At 37.9% G+C, this 15,749-nt stretch carries 18 protein-coding genes and 1 tRNA gene; 10 read left to right on the top strand and 9 right to left on the bottom strand.

Annotated features, from left to right (window positions below; all coding sequences use genetic code 11):
- The 3 genes from ACTCNA_RS09560 to ACTCNA_RS09550 all read left to right on the top strand — a co-directional run.
- Positions 1 to 252, top strand: a 252-nt coding sequence (locus ACTCNA_RS09560) for a hypothetical protein (protein ID WP_462947687.1), incomplete at its 5' end; no start/stop codon positions are given.
- A 40-nt stretch (positions 253 to 292) separates the two neighbouring features.
- On the top strand, positions 293 to 709 hold the full coding sequence (locus ACTCNA_RS09555) for a DUF2147 domain-containing protein (protein ID WP_462947686.1): 417 nt from the start codon (positions 293 to 295) through the stop codon (positions 707 to 709).
- Entirely contained in the window at positions 710 to 1,588 is an 879-nt protein-coding gene (locus ACTCNA_RS09550; RefSeq protein WP_462947685.1) for an RteC domain-containing protein, read from the top strand.
- A gap of 58 nt (positions 1,589 to 1,646) precedes the next feature.
- On the opposite strand, the gene ACTCNA_RS09545 is transcribed toward ACTCNA_RS09550, so the two are convergent.
- From ACTCNA_RS09545 to ACTCNA_RS09525, 5 genes are all read right to left on the bottom strand, one after another.
- Positions 1,647 to 2,183: a hypothetical protein gene (locus ACTCNA_RS09545; protein ID WP_462947684.1), complete on the bottom strand. Its 537-nt coding sequence runs from the start codon at positions 2,181 to 2,183 to the stop codon at positions 1,647 to 1,649.
- Between the two features lie 108 nt (positions 2,184 to 2,291).
- Complete coding sequence (locus ACTCNA_RS09540; protein ID WP_462947683.1) at positions 2,292 to 2,711, bottom strand: hypothetical protein; 420 nt, start codon at positions 2,709 to 2,711, stop codon at positions 2,292 to 2,294.
- 2 nt (positions 2,712 to 2,713) lie between these two features.
- Entirely contained in the window at positions 2,714 to 3,241 is a 528-nt protein-coding gene (locus ACTCNA_RS09535; RefSeq protein ID WP_462947682.1) for an ORF6N domain-containing protein, read from the bottom strand.
- A gap of 92 nt (positions 3,242 to 3,333) precedes the next feature.
- Positions 3,334 to 4,563 carry a site-specific integrase gene (locus tag ACTCNA_RS09530; protein WP_462947681.1) on the bottom strand — a complete coding sequence of 410 codons (1,230 nt, stop codon included), beginning with the start codon at positions 4,561 to 4,563 and terminating at the stop codon, positions 3,334 to 3,336.
- 274 nt (positions 4,564 to 4,837) lie between these two features.
- Positions 4,838 to 4,922 (bottom strand) — tRNA-Ser (locus ACTCNA_RS09525).
- Between the two features lie 269 nt (positions 4,923 to 5,191).
- Between ACTCNA_RS09525 and ACTCNA_RS09520 the strand changes: the two genes are divergently transcribed.
- Both ACTCNA_RS09520 and ACTCNA_RS09515 read left to right on the top strand, forming a co-directional pair.
- The gene (locus ACTCNA_RS09520) at positions 5,192 to 5,464 is read left to right on the top strand and encodes an HU family DNA-binding protein (RefSeq protein ID WP_462947680.1); all 273 of its coding nucleotides are present in this window, start codon (positions 5,192 to 5,194) and stop codon (positions 5,462 to 5,464) included.
- Between the two features lie 75 nt (positions 5,465 to 5,539).
- Positions 5,540 to 6,223: a TrmH family RNA methyltransferase gene (locus ACTCNA_RS09515; protein WP_462947679.1), complete on the top strand. Its 684-nt coding sequence runs from the start codon at positions 5,540 to 5,542 to the stop codon at positions 6,221 to 6,223.
- A gap of 8 nt (positions 6,224 to 6,231) precedes the next feature.
- Here the strand turns inward: ACTCNA_RS09515 and ACTCNA_RS09510 are convergent, their stop codons facing one another.
- The 4 genes from ACTCNA_RS09510 to ACTCNA_RS09495 form a co-directional block, all read right to left on the bottom strand.
- Positions 6,232 to 6,867: a cysteine hydrolase family protein gene (locus ACTCNA_RS09510; RefSeq protein WP_462947678.1), complete on the bottom strand. Its 636-nt coding sequence runs from the start codon at positions 6,865 to 6,867 to the stop codon at positions 6,232 to 6,234.
- Between the two features lie 135 nt (positions 6,868 to 7,002).
- Positions 7,003 to 8,946 carry a protein-disulfide reductase DsbD family protein gene (locus ACTCNA_RS09505; RefSeq protein ID WP_462947677.1) on the bottom strand — a complete coding sequence of 648 codons (1,944 nt, stop codon included), beginning with the start codon at positions 8,944 to 8,946 and terminating at the stop codon, positions 7,003 to 7,005.
- Between the two features lie 164 nt (positions 8,947 to 9,110).
- Complete coding sequence (locus ACTCNA_RS09500; RefSeq protein ID WP_462947676.1) at positions 9,111 to 10,661, bottom strand: Rne/Rng family ribonuclease; 1,551 nt, start codon at positions 10,659 to 10,661, stop codon at positions 9,111 to 9,113.
- 207 nt (positions 10,662 to 10,868) lie between these two features.
- Entirely contained in the window at positions 10,869 to 11,153 is a 285-nt protein-coding gene (locus tag ACTCNA_RS09495; RefSeq protein WP_462947675.1) for an HU family DNA-binding protein, read from the bottom strand.
- A gap of 136 nt (positions 11,154 to 11,289) precedes the next feature.
- Here ACTCNA_RS09495 and mutY point away from each other — a divergent pair, with 136 nt between their 5' ends.
- From mutY to zwf, 5 genes are all read left to right on the top strand, one after another.
- Positions 11,290 to 12,369 (top strand): A/G-specific adenine glycosylase, encoded by a 1,080-nt coding sequence (mutY, locus tag ACTCNA_RS09490; protein WP_462947674.1) that lies wholly within the window; start codon positions 11,290 to 11,292, stop codon positions 12,367 to 12,369.
- Between the two features lie 46 nt (positions 12,370 to 12,415).
- Entirely contained in the window at positions 12,416 to 12,874 is a 459-nt protein-coding gene (locus tag ACTCNA_RS09485; protein WP_462947673.1) for a single-stranded DNA-binding protein, read from the top strand.
- A gap of 140 nt (positions 12,875 to 13,014) precedes the next feature.
- Positions 13,015 to 13,602 carry a gliding motility lipoprotein GldD gene (gene gldD / locus ACTCNA_RS09480; RefSeq protein ID WP_462947672.1) on the top strand — a complete coding sequence of 196 codons (588 nt, stop codon included), beginning with the start codon at positions 13,015 to 13,017 and terminating at the stop codon, positions 13,600 to 13,602.
- Positions 13,602 to 14,249 carry a 4'-phosphopantetheinyl transferase family protein gene (locus ACTCNA_RS09475; RefSeq protein WP_462947671.1) on the top strand — a complete coding sequence of 216 codons (648 nt, stop codon included), beginning with the start codon at positions 13,602 to 13,604 and terminating at the stop codon, positions 14,247 to 14,249. Before gldD ends, ACTCNA_RS09475 begins: the two co-directional genes overlap by 1 nt.
- Positions 14,246 to 15,745 (top strand): glucose-6-phosphate dehydrogenase, encoded by a 1,500-nt coding sequence (gene zwf, locus ACTCNA_RS09470; RefSeq protein WP_462947670.1) that lies wholly within the window; start codon positions 14,246 to 14,248, stop codon positions 15,743 to 15,745. Before ACTCNA_RS09475 ends, zwf begins: the two co-directional genes overlap by 4 nt.
- The last annotated feature ends 4 nt before the right edge of the window (positions 15,746 to 15,749 follow it).

The following is a 15,749-nucleotide window of genomic DNA, read 5'->3' as shown; positions in this document are numbered from 1 at the left end:
GGTGCAGGAGTAACCTTTATGGATGCGCCGTTCATCAAGTCAGGAACAGATAGCGGAGAAATTATTTTTGGAACCAAAACGAAATGTTTTCCACAATTTAATGCTGCAATAGGTATAGATTACGAAATAACCAGATATTTCGTCCTGTTCGGTGAAATACAATACTCATCTACATTTCTTAAAACGTCATTAGACAATCAACGATTGCATGGCGTAAGTTTGCTATTAGGCTTTAAAACTCCGCTATGGTAATTGTGAAATAAGCTATTTTAATAACATAAATAACATAAAAATGAAAACAGCTATCTTGATCATCATTTTTTTTGCTACCGTTTCAAACGGATTTGCACAAGAACAAATTATCGGCAAATGGATTATTTCTGGCGGAGAAGCTACTGTGGAAATTTATCAGGAACAAAGCAAGTTTTATGGTAAAATTATTTGGCTAAAATATCCAAATGACGATAACGGTAATCCGCTTACTGATACTGAAAATCCAGATAAAAATAAACGAAACACTCCTTTAGTCGGATTGATAATGCTGAAAGATTTTAAGTACAAGAATAATAAGTGGGAGGATGGAACCATATATGATCCAGAGGACGGGAAAACCTATAAGTGTAGTATTTGGATTGAGGAAGCAAAACTTAAAGTGCGCGGATACTGGGGATTATTTTATCAGACTCAAACATGGGTACGAAAAAATTAAATGATTAAAAAATTAAATGAGAAGGCTATGATAGAATATTTCTCTAAAATATTGGAGCCTATACAAATAAAATTAGAAAGTATAGACTTAGAGGGTTGTGATATTTCGATAGAAGAATCTGTTGATATGATTAATTTTTTGGAGAATTGCCTATTTCAATTACGAACAGATTTTCTTTCATTAAAAAATATTTCCACAAAAGATGAGATTCAATTTTTCAAGGATATAAAGCCTGAAGTATTAGGTTTTTTGCTTTACTTCAACAAAATTCATAGAATGGAATTAAAATGTCCTAACGGTAGTAACGACACATTAGTAGAGTATTATCAAAGGGAGTTGGATAGCTTAACCTATTTTTTTGAACGTAATTTAGACTTCTACCAATATTACAGATCAAAATCTACACATTTTGATGAACATTATTTCACAAGAAACAAACGCTCTCTGCAACTCTGTTTAGACAGTGTTCATTTTATTATGGATTCCTCATTTTCCACTGGCTATGACTTTAAAATCGCTAAAATAATTTGTAATGAAATGTTGCGAATCTATCTTAACAAAAAAATGCACAGTTTTGAAAAACAACAGTTTATAGACAAAAAACGTGCAGCCATTTCGATTGGCGATTTGAAGTGGACTGGCTCAAAAACTGCTTTAGTTGAGATCGGTTATAGTTTTGAAGCGAGTAGATTTGTAAATAGAGGACATGCAGACATAAAAGAAATAATGTTAGCTTTTGAGATTATGTTCAATATAGACTTAGGAGAGTATTACAGGACGTACATTTCAATTAAAGACCGTAAGATAGATAGGACAAAATACTTAAACATTCTGATAGAGAGATTATTGAAGCGCATGGATGAAGACGATTCCAAATAAAAGCGCATAATAACAAATCTTAAAAAGACTACCAAGTTGGTAGTTTTTTTAAGATTTTTTATTTTGCCCTTGTTTTTCCGTAACATTTACTACCGTCAGGGGATAAGTAGAAATCGAATGTTTCTTCTACCGTTGTTCCACCCGGAGGAACAAGCGAATACTTACAACGGATAATCAGAGCAAGAATGTCGTTTGCGTTTCGACTGTCGTAACCGTTCAGATTGTCGGGAGGAAGATTCCTAAGCGAATCAACACGGGCATTCATTACGGCAATGTCAGCGTTATACTTATCAATTTCGCTTTGCTTTTTTTCCTTAGCGAGTAATGTTTCGGTCATTTTTTTAGCCAACTCAACTCGTTTTACAATTAGCGCCTTGTCTTTTCTAAACTCATCGGTAAGATAAGCAATGCTGTCCGCAACTGTTATCGTACCTTGTTCGTTCAACTCTATAACCTTGAATTTAAGGTCATATTTACTGCCCCTTTTATCTGTTTGAAGATAATGCCCAATGGTTTGCTCATATTTTGATTTTGTTCCGGTAGAACCGCAGGAAACCACAAAAAGTGCGATTAAGAAATAGATTACATTTTTCATGACTGAATTTGTTATATAAATACAAAGGTATGAGGATAAACGCTTATAAATACGCTCTATTTTTAGCACAAAAAGCTCTATATCGGAAATAGTAGTAAATATAATGCGTTAATTTAGAGATATAACAGGGAGTTTTGACGACAAATTATACACTATCAAAACTTCTGCTTCCTGCTTGGGTTTTGTCCGAGTATATTCGGTTAGGGCTTTCATGAGCCATTCCCGAAAAGCCCGTGCTTCATAAGATGCTATACGGTAACTGACAAAAATCAATGCTTCCAGATTGTACAGCGTTACTTCGCATTGGCGACCGTTATTCTCGTATTTGTGTGTTCGGGTAACTTCTTCCTCCCGCAATATGCTGGATTTGAATATCGCCCGAAGGTTATTACCTATTGTATTGACAAACACATTGAACAAATCAGCCATTTCGTGTTTTGACATCCAAAGGGTGCGGTTTACGAGTTTTGCTTCAACAATTAGTTGATTTTCACTATTTTCTTTGATTGTTATATATCCTCGTTCCATACTCATTCTTCATTTTGAACATTAAAACCTATTCTCTTTCGGGGTTTGTTTTCCAACTCCTTTTGCGAAGCCAATTCCGTAAGAGCCTGATAAATATCGCTGAACTGCATATTTGTCTCAATCATGAAGTCCTCTAATTTACGATTAAGTTCGGCATATTCCAGTGCGTACTGGCGTAAAGCGACAAAAGCCCGCATAATGGAAATATTGACCTGAATGGCTTTTTTACTCCTTAACACTGACGAGAGCATGGAAACGCCCAACTCGGAAAATGCCATGATTAAAGAAGAACCGACGTTATATCCGGGGGGTATCACATTTTGTGATACCCCTAATTTGATAACTGCATCGCTTTCTTCCCGTGTCAGTTCAAACATAAAATCAGGCATAGGAAAACGGTCGATATTACGCTTAACAGCTTGTTTCAATGCCCTTGTTTCAACTTCATAAAGGTCGGCAAGGTCAAAATCTGCCATGACACGCTGACCTCTTATCTCGAAAATCTTGTTTTGAATGATTTGTAGTTCCATATCTGTTTAATATTTAATTATTTATACTGAAAATCGTTACCGAAATCGTTACCGAAATCGTTACCTGCTCGTTACTATACCCAAAAAGGTAACTATTGAACTGCTTTTTTATAGATATTCTCAATACCGGAAAACTGTTCCGAAAGCCCTTTCATATCACTACTAATCTTGTTATTAGTGATTCGCGCATAGATTTGGGTGGTTTCGATATTGGTATGTCCGAGCATTTTTGAAACTGTTTCGATAGGAACGCCCTTGCCCAGCGTAGTTGTGGTGGCGAAAGTATGCCTTGCTAAATGAAATGTAAGATTCTTTTGGATTCCGCATAAGTCGGCAATCTCCTTCAGGTATGAATTTAGCTTTTGGTTACTGATAACAGGAAGAATTTTACCATGAGGTAACTTGTCTTTATACTTATCCAAAATCATTTTGGGAATATCCAGTAACGGCACATTCACATCAACTCCGGTTTTTACTCGCTTGGTCATAATCCACAGATTTCCGTCAAACGATTTACGGATATGTTCTTTTCTAAGTCCGGCTACGTCTATGTAAGCCAAACCGCAAAAACAGGAAAAGATAAATAAATCACGGACGTGTTCCAACCTATCAGAAACAAGGTTAAGTTCAAGGATTTTCTTGATTTCGTCTTCTGTAAGATAACCTCTATCTACTCTTTGCAAGCGGATTTTGTAATTTGCAAAAGGGTCGCCGATAATTATTCCATTGTTGCGGGCAATCAAAATTATGCGTTTGAAAAACTGCATAAACTTAGCTGTGGTGTTGGAGTTGCATTTACAGGTAGTTTTAAGATATACTTCAAAATCAGTGATAAACATTAAGTTTATCTCTTTCAATGCCATATCCGACAGCCTATATTTATACTGTATAAAGTTTTCAAGATGCTTGCGCGTAACTTCGTACTTTTGGTGTGTAGATGCTGATTTAGAAATACCGACCAACGCTTTCACGTCATTGTTATGCTTTTCAAAAAGATTAAGCAGGGTTTCGTGATTTTCGGTATGACCTAAAAACTCGTTCTTTACTTTCTCGGCAGTAACATAGTTATCACGCCGTTGCTGTTCGTGGTAAATTTGATTCAGTGAAGCTTTGACATCATCCAATAACTTGTTGATTTGCACGGCAGACTTTCCTGTCGCTTTCCCGGCTTTCACGCTCCAGTTATCAGGATGAATGCTTTGTTTTGTACTGAACTGGCAAATTTTTCCGTCAACGGTAACTCTTGCCATAATTGTTACCTCTCCATTACGCTTTTCCGACCCTTTTTTCAGGTAGAAAAGAATTTCAAATGTACTCTTCATAATCTCACTTTTTAATGTTACAAAATTACTTTTAATGTATTAATTGTGAGATATATACAGACTGTACAAATTTGGACAGCGAGAGGTCATTTTCGGACAAATCGTTACCGTTTTTGTCCAGTTTGAAAAGGGTAACGATTTAGGCACAAATTTGTGTCTTTTCGGGGCTTTTGGGTGTCTTTTGGAGTGGACAAAATACAAATAAAAAAGCCTACAAATCATTGACTTGTAGGCTTTTGTCCACTTGTTGACTGGTTTTGTCCAGTCCTTCCAGCGGAGAGAGAGGGATTCGAACCCCCGGAACCTCGCGGTTCAACGGTTTTCAAGACCGCCGCATTCGACCACTCTGCCATCTCTCCGAGGCCGACAAAAGTAGAACTTTTTTTTAATTCCAAAAACACTTCTCAGAAAAAAAATCCCAAAATGCTGAAAAAAAAAGGGGCTTGGGGTTGTTTTTTTAAAAGGATTTTCTGAATTTAGCTAAATCTTAAAAAAGTTCTCTGAAACTATTGATTTTACTGGCTGTTTGGAACACAACGGTAGTTAAAATTTAAAGTTAAACTGAAATCATTTTTATTTTAAAATGTTATATTTCAACAACTTATTCATTTATTAAAATTTTTAACTTATGAACAAGGCACAATTAATTGATGCAATGGCCGAAGGAGCTGGCCTTACAAAAGCTGACGCAAAAAAAGCTCTTGATTCTTTTATCGAAGCAACAACCGGCGCTTTAAAAGGCGGTGACAGGGTTGCTTTAATCGGTTTCGGTACTTTTTCAGTAACTGAACGTGGAGCCAGAACTGGTAGAAATCCACAAACCGGTAAAGAAATTACCATCCCTGCCAAAAAAGTAGTGAAGTTTAAAGCTGGCGCTGATTTGGCAGATGCTGTATCTTAACTGTACAGCTAAGAAAGTTTAAGGGGAAGCACAACTGCTTCCTTTTTTTATGACAAAAACTGAATGAAATTGCAAATGCAAAAAGATCTGATTGAATACCTCTCGAATTATGTCACTCCTGAACGATTAAAACTTTTTGATAAAATACTTGAAAATCGAACCTCCTATTTTACAGTGGTTCTTGAAGACATTTACCAGTCGCAAAATGCAAGTGCAGTGCTACGAACTTGCGATTGCTTTGGTATTCAGAATGTGAATGTGATTGAAAAAAGGAATGAATTCAATGTGAATAAAGAAGTTGCACTTGGTTCTTCAAAATGGCTGACAATCAGAAAATTTTCCGAACAGGAAAACAATAGCCTGGAAGCCATAGAAACACTTAAAAAAGAGGGATTTCGGATTGTGGCAACTTCGCCGCATACAAACGATACACTTTTGGATGATTTTGACATCGAAAAAGGAAAGGCAGCCTTTGTTTTTGGATCAGAACTTCCGGGAATTTCAGAAACAATTATGAATGAAGCGGATGAATATGTAAAAATTCCGATGTATGGTTTCACTGAAAGCTTTAATATTTCGGTGTCGGCTGCGATACTTTTGCATCACCTTACCGAAAAACTGCGCAATAACCCAAACGTTTCCTGGAAGCTTACAGCGCCTGAAAAAAAAGCCATAAAATTGCAGTGGCTCAGAAATACCGTTAAAAGAAGTGATTTACTCGAGAAAAATTTTGCTGAACAAAAAAAGGAAACAGATTAATTGATTCGTCAATTTATCAGTTTCTCAACATCTTTTAAACGAATCCGTTTTATACCCTTTTTGTCCCACTCTTCAAATGGCAAAGGAATATTTGGCAATTCTTTAATTGCATCTTCTACCACATACACATTTTTCACTTTCCGGCTCAACCCCTTCACGGCGGCATCTACACATACATTGGTAGTTACGCCGTAAACAATTACCGACTCAGGTTTGATGTTTTTTAGGATTATTTCGGTGAGCGGATTTCCTGAAAACACATCAAATGCATCTTTTCGGATGATAAAATTTCGGTATTTAAATGGATCAAACAATTCAGGAGTAATCAGGTATTCTTTGTCCCAGTCAAATATTACCGGGTCTTCCGGGTCGGTTTCTTTTATAAAATCGGCTCCCCGGCTGTTTGCCATGCAATGTTCAGGAAATGTATTGACAAAATCAGGATTTGCATCCAGTTCAGCAGAATTGGGATAATGGTAATCAGCAGAATTTATAACTTGTATATTTCTGTTTTTTGCAAGTTGAGTGAGTTTTTTCCACTGAGGTCTTAAATTTTCTGCATCCTGAACGTAGAGTTTGCCACGGGGGTAAACAAAATCAATTTGGGTATCCACATTCCAGAATAACCACTTTAAAGTATCCATTTTATTATCTTTTTGAATAAAAATTCAATTAAAGATATTTAATTCAATTGGCAGATTAACTTTTGAAATGTTAAAAAATGATCACAAAAAAGTCCCGGCTATGCTAACCGGGGCTATATTTTACTGATTGATAAGTTATTCAATTCCTTTTTTTAAGAATTCCAGGAATTCTCCATCTTCGAATGTAACGCCCATTGTATGTTTTGTACCATCGGGTTCAATAATAACATGGTAAGGTATACTATTGGTTGAATACTCAGTGATTTGCAAATCGAGGTTCTTTTTACCCATAGTCTTTTTTACTTTTCCATCTTCAGTAGAAACCACCCATTCATCCTCGGGTAATTTGGTTCGATCATCGGTGTAAAGTGCAACGATCACATACTCTTCAGAAAGAATGCGCAAAGCTTCGGGATTTGCCCAAACCGAGTTTTCCATTTTTTTGCAATTGGCACAGGCATGACCTTTAAACACCACAAATGCAGGTTTGTCTTGTTCATTGGCACAGGCAAGCCCTTGCTCATAATCGAAATATCCGCTCAAACCGTGCGGGAGGTGAAGTTTGTCGGCATACTTTGCCGGTCCGCATAATTCTTCGGGCACACTGTGCCCTCCCGTAGCTGTACCTCCTGAGTAATACATTTGATTGTTGCTTTGAGGTGGAAGCAATGCCGAAATAGATGTTAGCGGTGCCCCCAGCAAACCTGTAAAAAGGTAAACCACAAAACTAAATGTGATTATTGAAAGAAACAGTCTTCCTACACTTACGTAAGGCAAGTCGCTGTCGTGCGAAAATTTTATTTTGCCAAGGAAATACAGTCCCAGCAGGAAGAATACCACAATCCAGATGGAAAGGTATATTTCGCGGCTTAATATTCCGAAACCGTAAACCTGGTCTATATTGCTTAAAAATTTAAATCCAAATGCAAGCAGGATGAATGCAAATACAACTTTTATAGCATTTAGCCATCCGCCTGATTTTGGAAGTTTGTTGAGCGCCGACGGGAAAATAGCCAGCAATGTAAAAGGAGCAGCAAAAGCCAATCCAAAGAAAAACATTCCAATGAGTGGACGCATTCCACCATCCTGCACTGCTTCAATAATTAATGCCCCGATAAACGGGCCGGTGCATGAAAATGAAACAATTACAGTGGTAAGCGCCATAAAAAACGGACCTACAAAACCTCCTTTTTCAGCTTTTGAATCGGTTTTATTTACCAAATTGTTTGGCAAAACAATTTCGAATGCTCCGAAAAATGAGATAGAAAATACCAAAAAAAGCAGGAAAAACAAGAGGTTTGGAATCCAGTGTGTACTAAGTATACTACCTACGTTTGGTCCGAATATTCCTACTGAGAAGAGCGCTCCAAGCAGGGTGAAAATCAACAAAATCGAGAACCCAAAAAACAAACCGTTGCGAATGGCTTTTCCGCGGTCCTCGCTTCCCCGCATAAAAAATGAAACTGTCATCGGAATCATAGGAAATACACATGGTGTTAAAATGGCAGCCAGTCCGGCAAGTGCCGAAATGAGTATAAACACCCACAACGATTGTCCGCTGGCCGATCCGGAGGTAGTCCCTTCCAATTCCGTTACCTCCGTAGTTTCGGTAGTAGTCGGCTGGGCATCGCTGTTAAAAGTAAATGAAAATTCTGCCTCGTTGGGTGGCAGGCAGATTTCATCATCACAGCCCATAAACAAAACATAACCGCTGATTTCAACCCTTTCATCGGTTTTAAGCCTGATGTTTTGAGTCAATGTGGCAGAGTCACTGAAAAAACGTAAATCCATCATAAATGTAGGATCATACATTTCAACAGGTTGCGGACTTTTTTGCAATTCCCCTACAAATTCAAATTTCGATGAATCGGAATAAATAACCGAGGTCGCAATTGGGCCGCCTTCAGGTAAATATGTATCGTATAAATGCCAATTATCTTCAATCGATGCCTTGAATATCAGTTCAATATCTTTTCCGTCCTGTTTCGAATCGAACGACCATTTTATGGGTTCGATAATTTGTGCACCGGCAAAAAATGCTATCAAATAAAAAGTCAGTATCAGTGTCAGTTTTTTCATACCCTGCTGTAAATTTTGTCTGCTAAATAAAACATGTACAAATGTAAATGTTTCAATATAACAATCCTCTTTTTTTAATGTTTCCTTTCTTAAATAATATTAAAAAACTACTCGTTTTGAGCTAAAAATCATAATAAAAAAAACCGGATGATTAAACCCGGTTTCTATAAAATAATTTCCTCCATATTCTCATCGAAAAAGTGATATTCCATGAAAGAATAAGAACTGTTGGATTCAACCCTCACCCATTTAAAAAATTTAAAAAACCAGTTATTTCGGTAGCTTTTAAAACCTTTTGTAAGGTAAGCGGCGATATATGGATGTACCTTAATGTAAAGTCGTTTTTTATCCAGATCTTTTAATATGTACTTCACCTTATTATCCAGTTCATCAACAAACAAAACAGTTGGCATTATTTTTCCGGTACCTCTGCAGGTCGGACATTTTTCCGCTGTTTCAATAATCTCTTCCGGACGTACCCTTTGTCTTGTTATTTGCATCAGGCAAAACTTGCTTAACGGCAGAATATTATGTTTGGTCCTGTCGTTTGCCATCACATCTTTCATGTGGTCGTAAACCTTTTGCCGGTTGGCTGCCACATGCATATCAATGAAATCGATAACAATTATCCCTCCCATATCGCGCAACCTAAGTTGGCGGGCAATTTCGTCGCAGGCAGCAAGGTTTACTTCCAATGCATTTGTTTCCTGGTCTCCTCTCGATTTTGCACGATTTCCGCTGTTTACATCAATTACATGAAATGCTTCGGTGTGCTCAACAATCAGGTATGCTCCATTTTTAAACGAAACAGTTTTTCCGAACGAGGCTTTAATTTGTTTTTCAATTCCGTAATGCTCAAAAATCGGGAGGTTTCCTTTATAAAGCTTTACAATTTTTTTCTTACCGGGCTGAATGCTGTCAATGTAATCAGTAATTTCGTTACAAACAGCCTGGTCGTTTACAATAATGCTGTTGAAATTCGGATTGTAAATATCGCGAAGCAGAGCTGTTGCCCTGTCAATTTCTCCAATAATCAGCGATGGTGCCGAAGCACGCTTAAGTTTATGAAATGTGGTTTCCCATTTATCCACCAGGCGGCGTAGTTCCTGGTCGAGATCAGCAACTTTTTTGCCTTCAGCAGCAGTTCTGACAATTATGCCGTATTTTTTGGGCTTGATGCTCTGAACTAATTTCTTTAGCCTGTTCTTCTCCTCGTTGGTACTAATTTTTTGCGAAACCGAAACTTTTTCGCTAAAAGGCATTAAAACCATGTACCTTCCTGCAATAGAAATTTCAGAAGTTAATCGTGGCCCTTTGGTCGAAATAGGTTCCTTGGCAACCTGCACAAGAACTTTCTGACCTGCTTTAAGTATTTCGGTAATCCTTCCCTCCTTGTTAATGTCGGGGTTGGAATGAATCCTGGAAATCGAAGTTATTTTATTTTTCCTGGAAGAAACAATCCGTAAAAACTTATTAAGTGTGGAGAACTGCGGCCCCATATCGAGGTAATGCAAGAAAGCGTCTTTTTCGTAACCTACATCAATAAAGGCTGCATTTAAACTTGGCATTATTTTTTTTACTTTTCCAAGATAAATATCGCCAACTGCAAATTTCGCCCCGCTCTTCTCCCTGGTAAATTCAACAAGCTTTTTATTTTCCTGTAATGCTATAACAATTTCGGATGGAGTGACGTCTATTATTAAATCACTACTCACAACCTATATATTAATATTGTTAAATATATATTATATACTATTATAACAGTTTAAACCTAAGACAAATGCCTTAGGTTTAAACTGTTTATTTAACAAATGAACTAAAAATTATTTTCTCTTTTTGTGGCGGTTTTTACGCAATCTCTTTTTGCGTTTATGCGTTGCCATCTTATGTCTTTTCCTTTTTTTTCCGCTTGGCATAACTTACTATTTTACGTTATTTTTTACTTGTGAAACGAAGGTTTTGGCTGGTTTAAATGATGGAATGTAGTGAGCAGGGATAATAATTGTGGTATTTTTTGAAATATTACGTGCAGTTTTTTCTGCTCTCTTTTTGACCACAAAACTACCAAATCCTCTCAGGTAAACATTTTTACCATCTTCTAACGAATCTTTAACGGTTTCCATGAATGCTTCAACCGTTTTCTGAACAGTTACTTTTTCAATTCCTGTGTTTTTCGAAATTTCATTTACAATATCTGCCTTTGTCATCTCTTAAAATATTTAGTTTTCAATAAATTAATCGGGTTAAATTGGTATGCAAAAATAAAAATAATTTAAAAACCCGAAAGCTTTTTAATTAATTTATTTTTGCATTTAACGAAAGAATATGAATCAATTAGCATAAATGAATCAATTTGTACCACAAATCCACCTCTGGTATAGTAGAAATTTCAGGGATTTACCCTGGCGAAAGACGCATGATCCCTACAAAATCTGGATTTCTGAAATAATTCTTCAGCAAACCAGAGTTGAACAGGGAAAAAATTACTATTTAAATTTTATTAATCGGTTTCCAACCCAAAAACACCTTGCCGAGGCCTCCGAAAATGAAGTTTTGAAACTTTGGCAGGGGCTTGGTTACTATTCGCGGGCCCGAAATCTGCACCAAACTGCCCGTTTCATTCAAAACGAACTGCATGGAAAATTTCCAGAAACATATGAAGACATTATCAGTTTGAAAGGGATCGGCCCCTATACCGGTGCGGCTATAGCATCTATTGCGTTCGGACTCCCCCACCCTGCAATTGATGGAAATGTTTACCGTGTACTTTCCAGGTATTTTGGAATATCAACCCCTATCGATTCAGGAAAAGGCAAAAAAGAATTTCATGAACTGGCATCCGGGCTGCTGCCCCAAAAAAATCCCGGCTTTCATAACCAGGCGCTGATGGAGTTCGGGGCGCTTCAATGCACACCTAAATCGCCCAACTGCAAAAACTGTCCGGTTGCAGGTTCCTGCTTTGCCTTTTCAGAAAAAAAGATAGAGGAGCTGCCTGTAAAAGAAAAACGTACCAAACAACGAAATCGTTATTTCTACTATTTTTATATTGATGACGGGAAATTTACCTGGCTGGAAAAACGCACTGCAAACGACATCTGGAAAAACCTTTACCAGTTTCCGTTGCTTGAATCCGAAAAAGAACTTATGGATTCGGAAATTGCAGGATTAAAAGAAATACCATTTTTAAACGGACATTCTGTATCCGTGCAGAAAATTTCGAAACCAGTCAAGCACATTTTAAGTCACCAGGTAATTTTTGCCACATTAATTCATGTTGAAATTCCTTCAATAAAATCGCTAACTGATAATCTAATAAGGGTTGAAAAGAATTCAGTTTCCGATTTTCCGGTTCCCCGGTTAATTGAAATTTTGCTAAAAAACTCAGGGGATTTTAATTTATTTCAGTATGATTGTGTAAAATAAAATGAGATTTCGTATTTTTAAGGAAGTTAACCTAAAATAAGTAAAAATGTCAGTAAACAAAGTAATTTTAATTGGTAACGTAGGTAATGACCCCGAAGTAAAACATCTCGATCAGGATGTTAAAGTTGCTAAATTCAGAATGGCAACATCAGAATCCTACAGAGCAAAAAATGGTGAGCGTGTAACAACAACTGAATGGCACAATATCGTGTTATGGAGAGGACTTGCAGGAGTGGTGGAGCAATATGTCAAAAAGGGTTCAAGGCTTTTCATTGAAGGTAAATTAACTCACCGCCAATATGAAAAAGACGGTGAAACAAAGTTTTTTACTGAAGTCGTGGCAAATAATATGGTTATGCTTGATACGAAATCTAACTCTCAAGATAACAATCAGGAATCGCAAGGTTCACAGAACAACAATAACCAAAGTGGATCCTCTAATTTTGAAGGAGTTTCGGAACCCGAAGCTGATGAGCAGGGTGGCGACGATGATTTGCCATTTTAAGTTTGAATAAATACAAAGCTCCGCCACTGCGGGGCTTTTTTTACTCTTTTTTTTCTTTCCATAATCCCCTGAATAAATGCCATGTTAAAAATTAAGTCATTATTTTTGCGTTTACTCTAAAATACGTAGTTACTTACAGCATGAAAAAAATTTTGTTTTTTATTGTTATTCTTACCGTAGTTTTGGCATGTAATCAAAAACATTCACCCAAACCACGCGGTTTCTTCCGCATCGATTTTCCTGAAAAACAATACCACACTTTAAACAGCGATTTCCCCTATCAGTTTGAAATTCCTGATTATGCCAACATTACCCCCGACAGCAGGAATCCGGGAAAAAAGGACTGGATTAATATTAATGTACCGGAAAACAAAGCAGAAGTACACATTTCGTATTACCAGTTGCAAAACGCTCCAAAACCCAGCCGCCAGCTTTTGGCCGAACTTATTGAAGAAACACGCGAACTCGCCTATAAACATTCCGTTAAAGCCAATGCTATTGAAGAACAAATTTTCATGAATCCGGGGAGAGACGTTTACGGAACCATCTACCGGATAAAAGGAAATGCAGCTTCCCCCATTCAGTTTTTTCTGACCGACAGTGCCACGCATTTTTTGCGTGGCGCACTTTACATACGGGCAACACCAAATATCGATTCGCTGAAACCTGTAGTCGATTTTTTAGAAGAAGATGTAATCCGGCTCATTGAAACAACCTACTGGGATTAATGCCATTTTCAAAAAAAATAGAAACTCCGGAAGGGGTAATCGGAATCTGGGAACTGGCCGAAAACAGTACCCAACTGGAGGCTGATTTTCAATTTTCAGACGCTGAAAAAGCAACTGTTGAAAGCTTTAAAATTGAAAAGCGTAAAAAAGAATTTCTGGCCGTACGTTTGCTGTTGAAGGAAATTTTGGGTAAAAAAGCAGAAATTATTTACGATGAATCAGGAAAACCAATACTTAAAAACAGCAGCTACAATATAAGTATTTCCCACTCCGCCCAGTTAGCTGTTGTCTTTCTGTCCAAAAAAAATATTGGTATCGATGCGGAAAACATCCACCGCAACATTCACCCCGTGGTCAACCGATTTCTTTCTGAAAAAGAAAAAGAACAAACCAGCAACGCACCCGACACTCAAATGGCACAAATAATTTACTGGAGTGCCAAAGAAGCCATATTTAAATGCACTCGCGAAAAAAATATACAATTCAACACCGATATTTTAATTCTGCCGGAAACAATACCCGGAGAATTACACGGACAGGTGTTAAAAAACAATCGCACAGAGCACTTTAACCTCAGGTATTTTTTTCATCAGAACAATGTGGTTGTATATTGTGTTGAACAAGGAGAAAAAAAATCAACAGAATGAAGAAGACAAAAAACCAGGTACTTATTATTTTTGGTGCCTCAGGCGATTTAACCAAACGTAAATTAATACCAGCACTTTTCGACCTGTACCAGCAAAAAATGTTGCCCGAAAATTTTGCCGTTTTGGGGGCTTCGCGGACTAAACTTTCTGACAAGGACTTTAGAAAACGAACCGCTGAATTTCTTCCCGAAAACAAAGAGGCTCAAGTATTTGCCGAAATGCTGTATTATCAGCCTGTTTCTCCAGACAAAACAGAAGATTTCAAAATACTAAAAAAACGGCTTGAAAAATTAGGTGCCGACAAAAAAACAGATGCCAACTACATCTTTTATTTGTCCACCCCTCCATCGGTTTACGAAACCATTGCCAAAAACCTTTGTGAAACCGGGTTAAGCAAATCGGATGAATTCTTCAGGCGGCTTATTGTTGAAAAACCATTTGGGTCCGACCTTGAATCGGCCCAAAAACTAAACAAACAACTGCTCAAATATTTTTATGAAAACCAGGTTTACCGTATCGACCACTACCTTGGGAAAGAGAGTGTGCAGAACATGCTGGTCACCCGATTTTCCAACGGGATTTTTGAACCATTGTGGAACCGCAATTTCATAGAGCGGGTTGAAATCACCTCGGCCGAAAGCATTGGTGTGGAAGGCCGGGGCGGTTACTACGACGAGTCCGGCGCACTTCGCGATATGTTGCAAAACCACTTGTTGCAACTGGCCGGTTTCGTGGCTATGGAGCCTCCGGTTGTTATTGAGGCAGATGCAATTCGTAGCGAAATTGTAAAAGTTTTTCAGTCGCTGCGCCCTATTCCGGAAGAAAAAGTTCCCGAAAATGTTATTCGCGGCCAGTATATTAATTCAACCATAAAAGGGAAAAAAATAAAAGGCTATCGTGAAGAACCCGGAGTTGATAACAATTCCAGGACCGAAACATTTGTAGCCATGAAATTCTTCATTGACAACTGGCGCTGGGGCGGAGTGCCTTTTTACATCCGAACAGGCAAAAAAATGCCCGCCCGCGTAACCGAAATTGTTATCCATTTTAAACAGGTGCCGCATCATCTTTTTAATAATTCGGGCGAACAAGGGCCAGTTAACAATCAGTTAATTATTCGCATTCAACCCGACGAAGGCATTTTGCTGAAATTCAGAATGAAAACACCCGGAGCCGGATTTCAGGTGCAAACCGTTAACATGGATTTTCATTATTCCGATTTATTAGAAGTTCGGCTCCCCTCGGCCTACGAGCGATTGCTGCTCGACTGCATGCAGGGCGATGCCACGCTTTATTCGCGTGGCGATGCGGTGGAAGAAGCCTGGAAATTTGTGCAACCCATTCTGGATGCGTGGGAAAACAACCCGAACATTCCTATTTACGGCTACCCGGCAGGAACCTGGGGCCCCGACAGTTCAGACAAACTCATTCAAAACGGTGACTGGAGGTACCCCTGCAAAAATCTTTCGGACGACGGAACCTACTGTGAACTATAAATAA

The organism is Tangfeifania sp., from assembly GCF_055108615.1.
The sequence above is the reverse complement of the archived record's forward strand: the minus strand, read 5'-3'. Positions and strand labels throughout refer to the sequence as shown.

Excerpts from the sequence above, each read along its gene's own strand:
- mutY (WP_462947674.1), top strand. The coding sequence starts at position 11,290 with ATGAATCAATTTGTACCACAAATCCACCTCTGGTATAGTAGAAATTTC.
- ACTCNA_RS09550 (WP_462947685.1), top strand. The coding sequence starts at position 710 with ATGATTAAAAAATTAAATGAGAAGGCTATGATAGAATATTTCTCTAAA.
- gldD (WP_462947672.1), top strand. The coding sequence starts at position 13,015 with ATGAAAAAAATTTTGTTTTTTATTGTTATTCTTACCGTAGTTTTGGCA.
- ACTCNA_RS09475 (WP_462947671.1), top strand. The coding sequence starts at position 13,602 with ATGCCATTTTCAAAAAAAATAGAAACTCCGGAAGGGGTAATCGGAATC.
- ACTCNA_RS09535 (WP_462947682.1), bottom strand. The coding sequence starts at position 3,241 with ATGGAACTACAAATCATTCAAAACAAGATTTTCGAGATAAGAGGTCAG.
- ACTCNA_RS09555 (WP_462947686.1), top strand. The coding sequence starts at position 293 with ATGAAAACAGCTATCTTGATCATCATTTTTTTTGCTACCGTTTCAAAC.
- ACTCNA_RS09515 (WP_462947679.1), top strand. The coding sequence starts at position 5,540 with ATGCAAAAAGATCTGATTGAATACCTCTCGAATTATGTCACTCCTGAA.
- ACTCNA_RS09485 (WP_462947673.1), top strand. The coding sequence starts at position 12,416 with ATGTCAGTAAACAAAGTAATTTTAATTGGTAACGTAGGTAATGACCCC.
- zwf (WP_462947670.1), top strand. The coding sequence starts at position 14,246 with ATGAAGAAGACAAAAAACCAGGTACTTATTATTTTTGGTGCCTCAGGC.
- ACTCNA_RS09545 (WP_462947684.1), bottom strand. The coding sequence starts at position 2,183 with ATGAAAAATGTAATCTATTTCTTAATCGCACTTTTTGTGGTTTCCTGC.
- ACTCNA_RS09505 (WP_462947677.1), bottom strand. The coding sequence starts at position 8,946 with ATGAAAAAACTGACACTGATACTGACTTTTTATTTGATAGCATTTTTT.
- ACTCNA_RS09530 (WP_462947681.1), bottom strand. The coding sequence starts at position 4,563 with ATGAAGAGTACATTTGAAATTCTTTTCTACCTGAAAAAAGGGTCGGAA.
- ACTCNA_RS09520 (WP_462947680.1), top strand. The coding sequence starts at position 5,192 with ATGAACAAGGCACAATTAATTGATGCAATGGCCGAAGGAGCTGGCCTT.
- ACTCNA_RS09510 (WP_462947678.1), bottom strand. The coding sequence starts at position 6,867 with ATGGATACTTTAAAGTGGTTATTCTGGAATGTGGATACCCAAATTGAT.
- ACTCNA_RS09495 (WP_462947675.1), bottom strand. The coding sequence starts at position 11,153 with ATGACAAAGGCAGATATTGTAAATGAAATTTCGAAAAACACAGGAATT.
- ACTCNA_RS09540 (WP_462947683.1), bottom strand. The coding sequence starts at position 2,711 with ATGGAACGAGGATATATAACAATCAAAGAAAATAGTGAAAATCAACTA.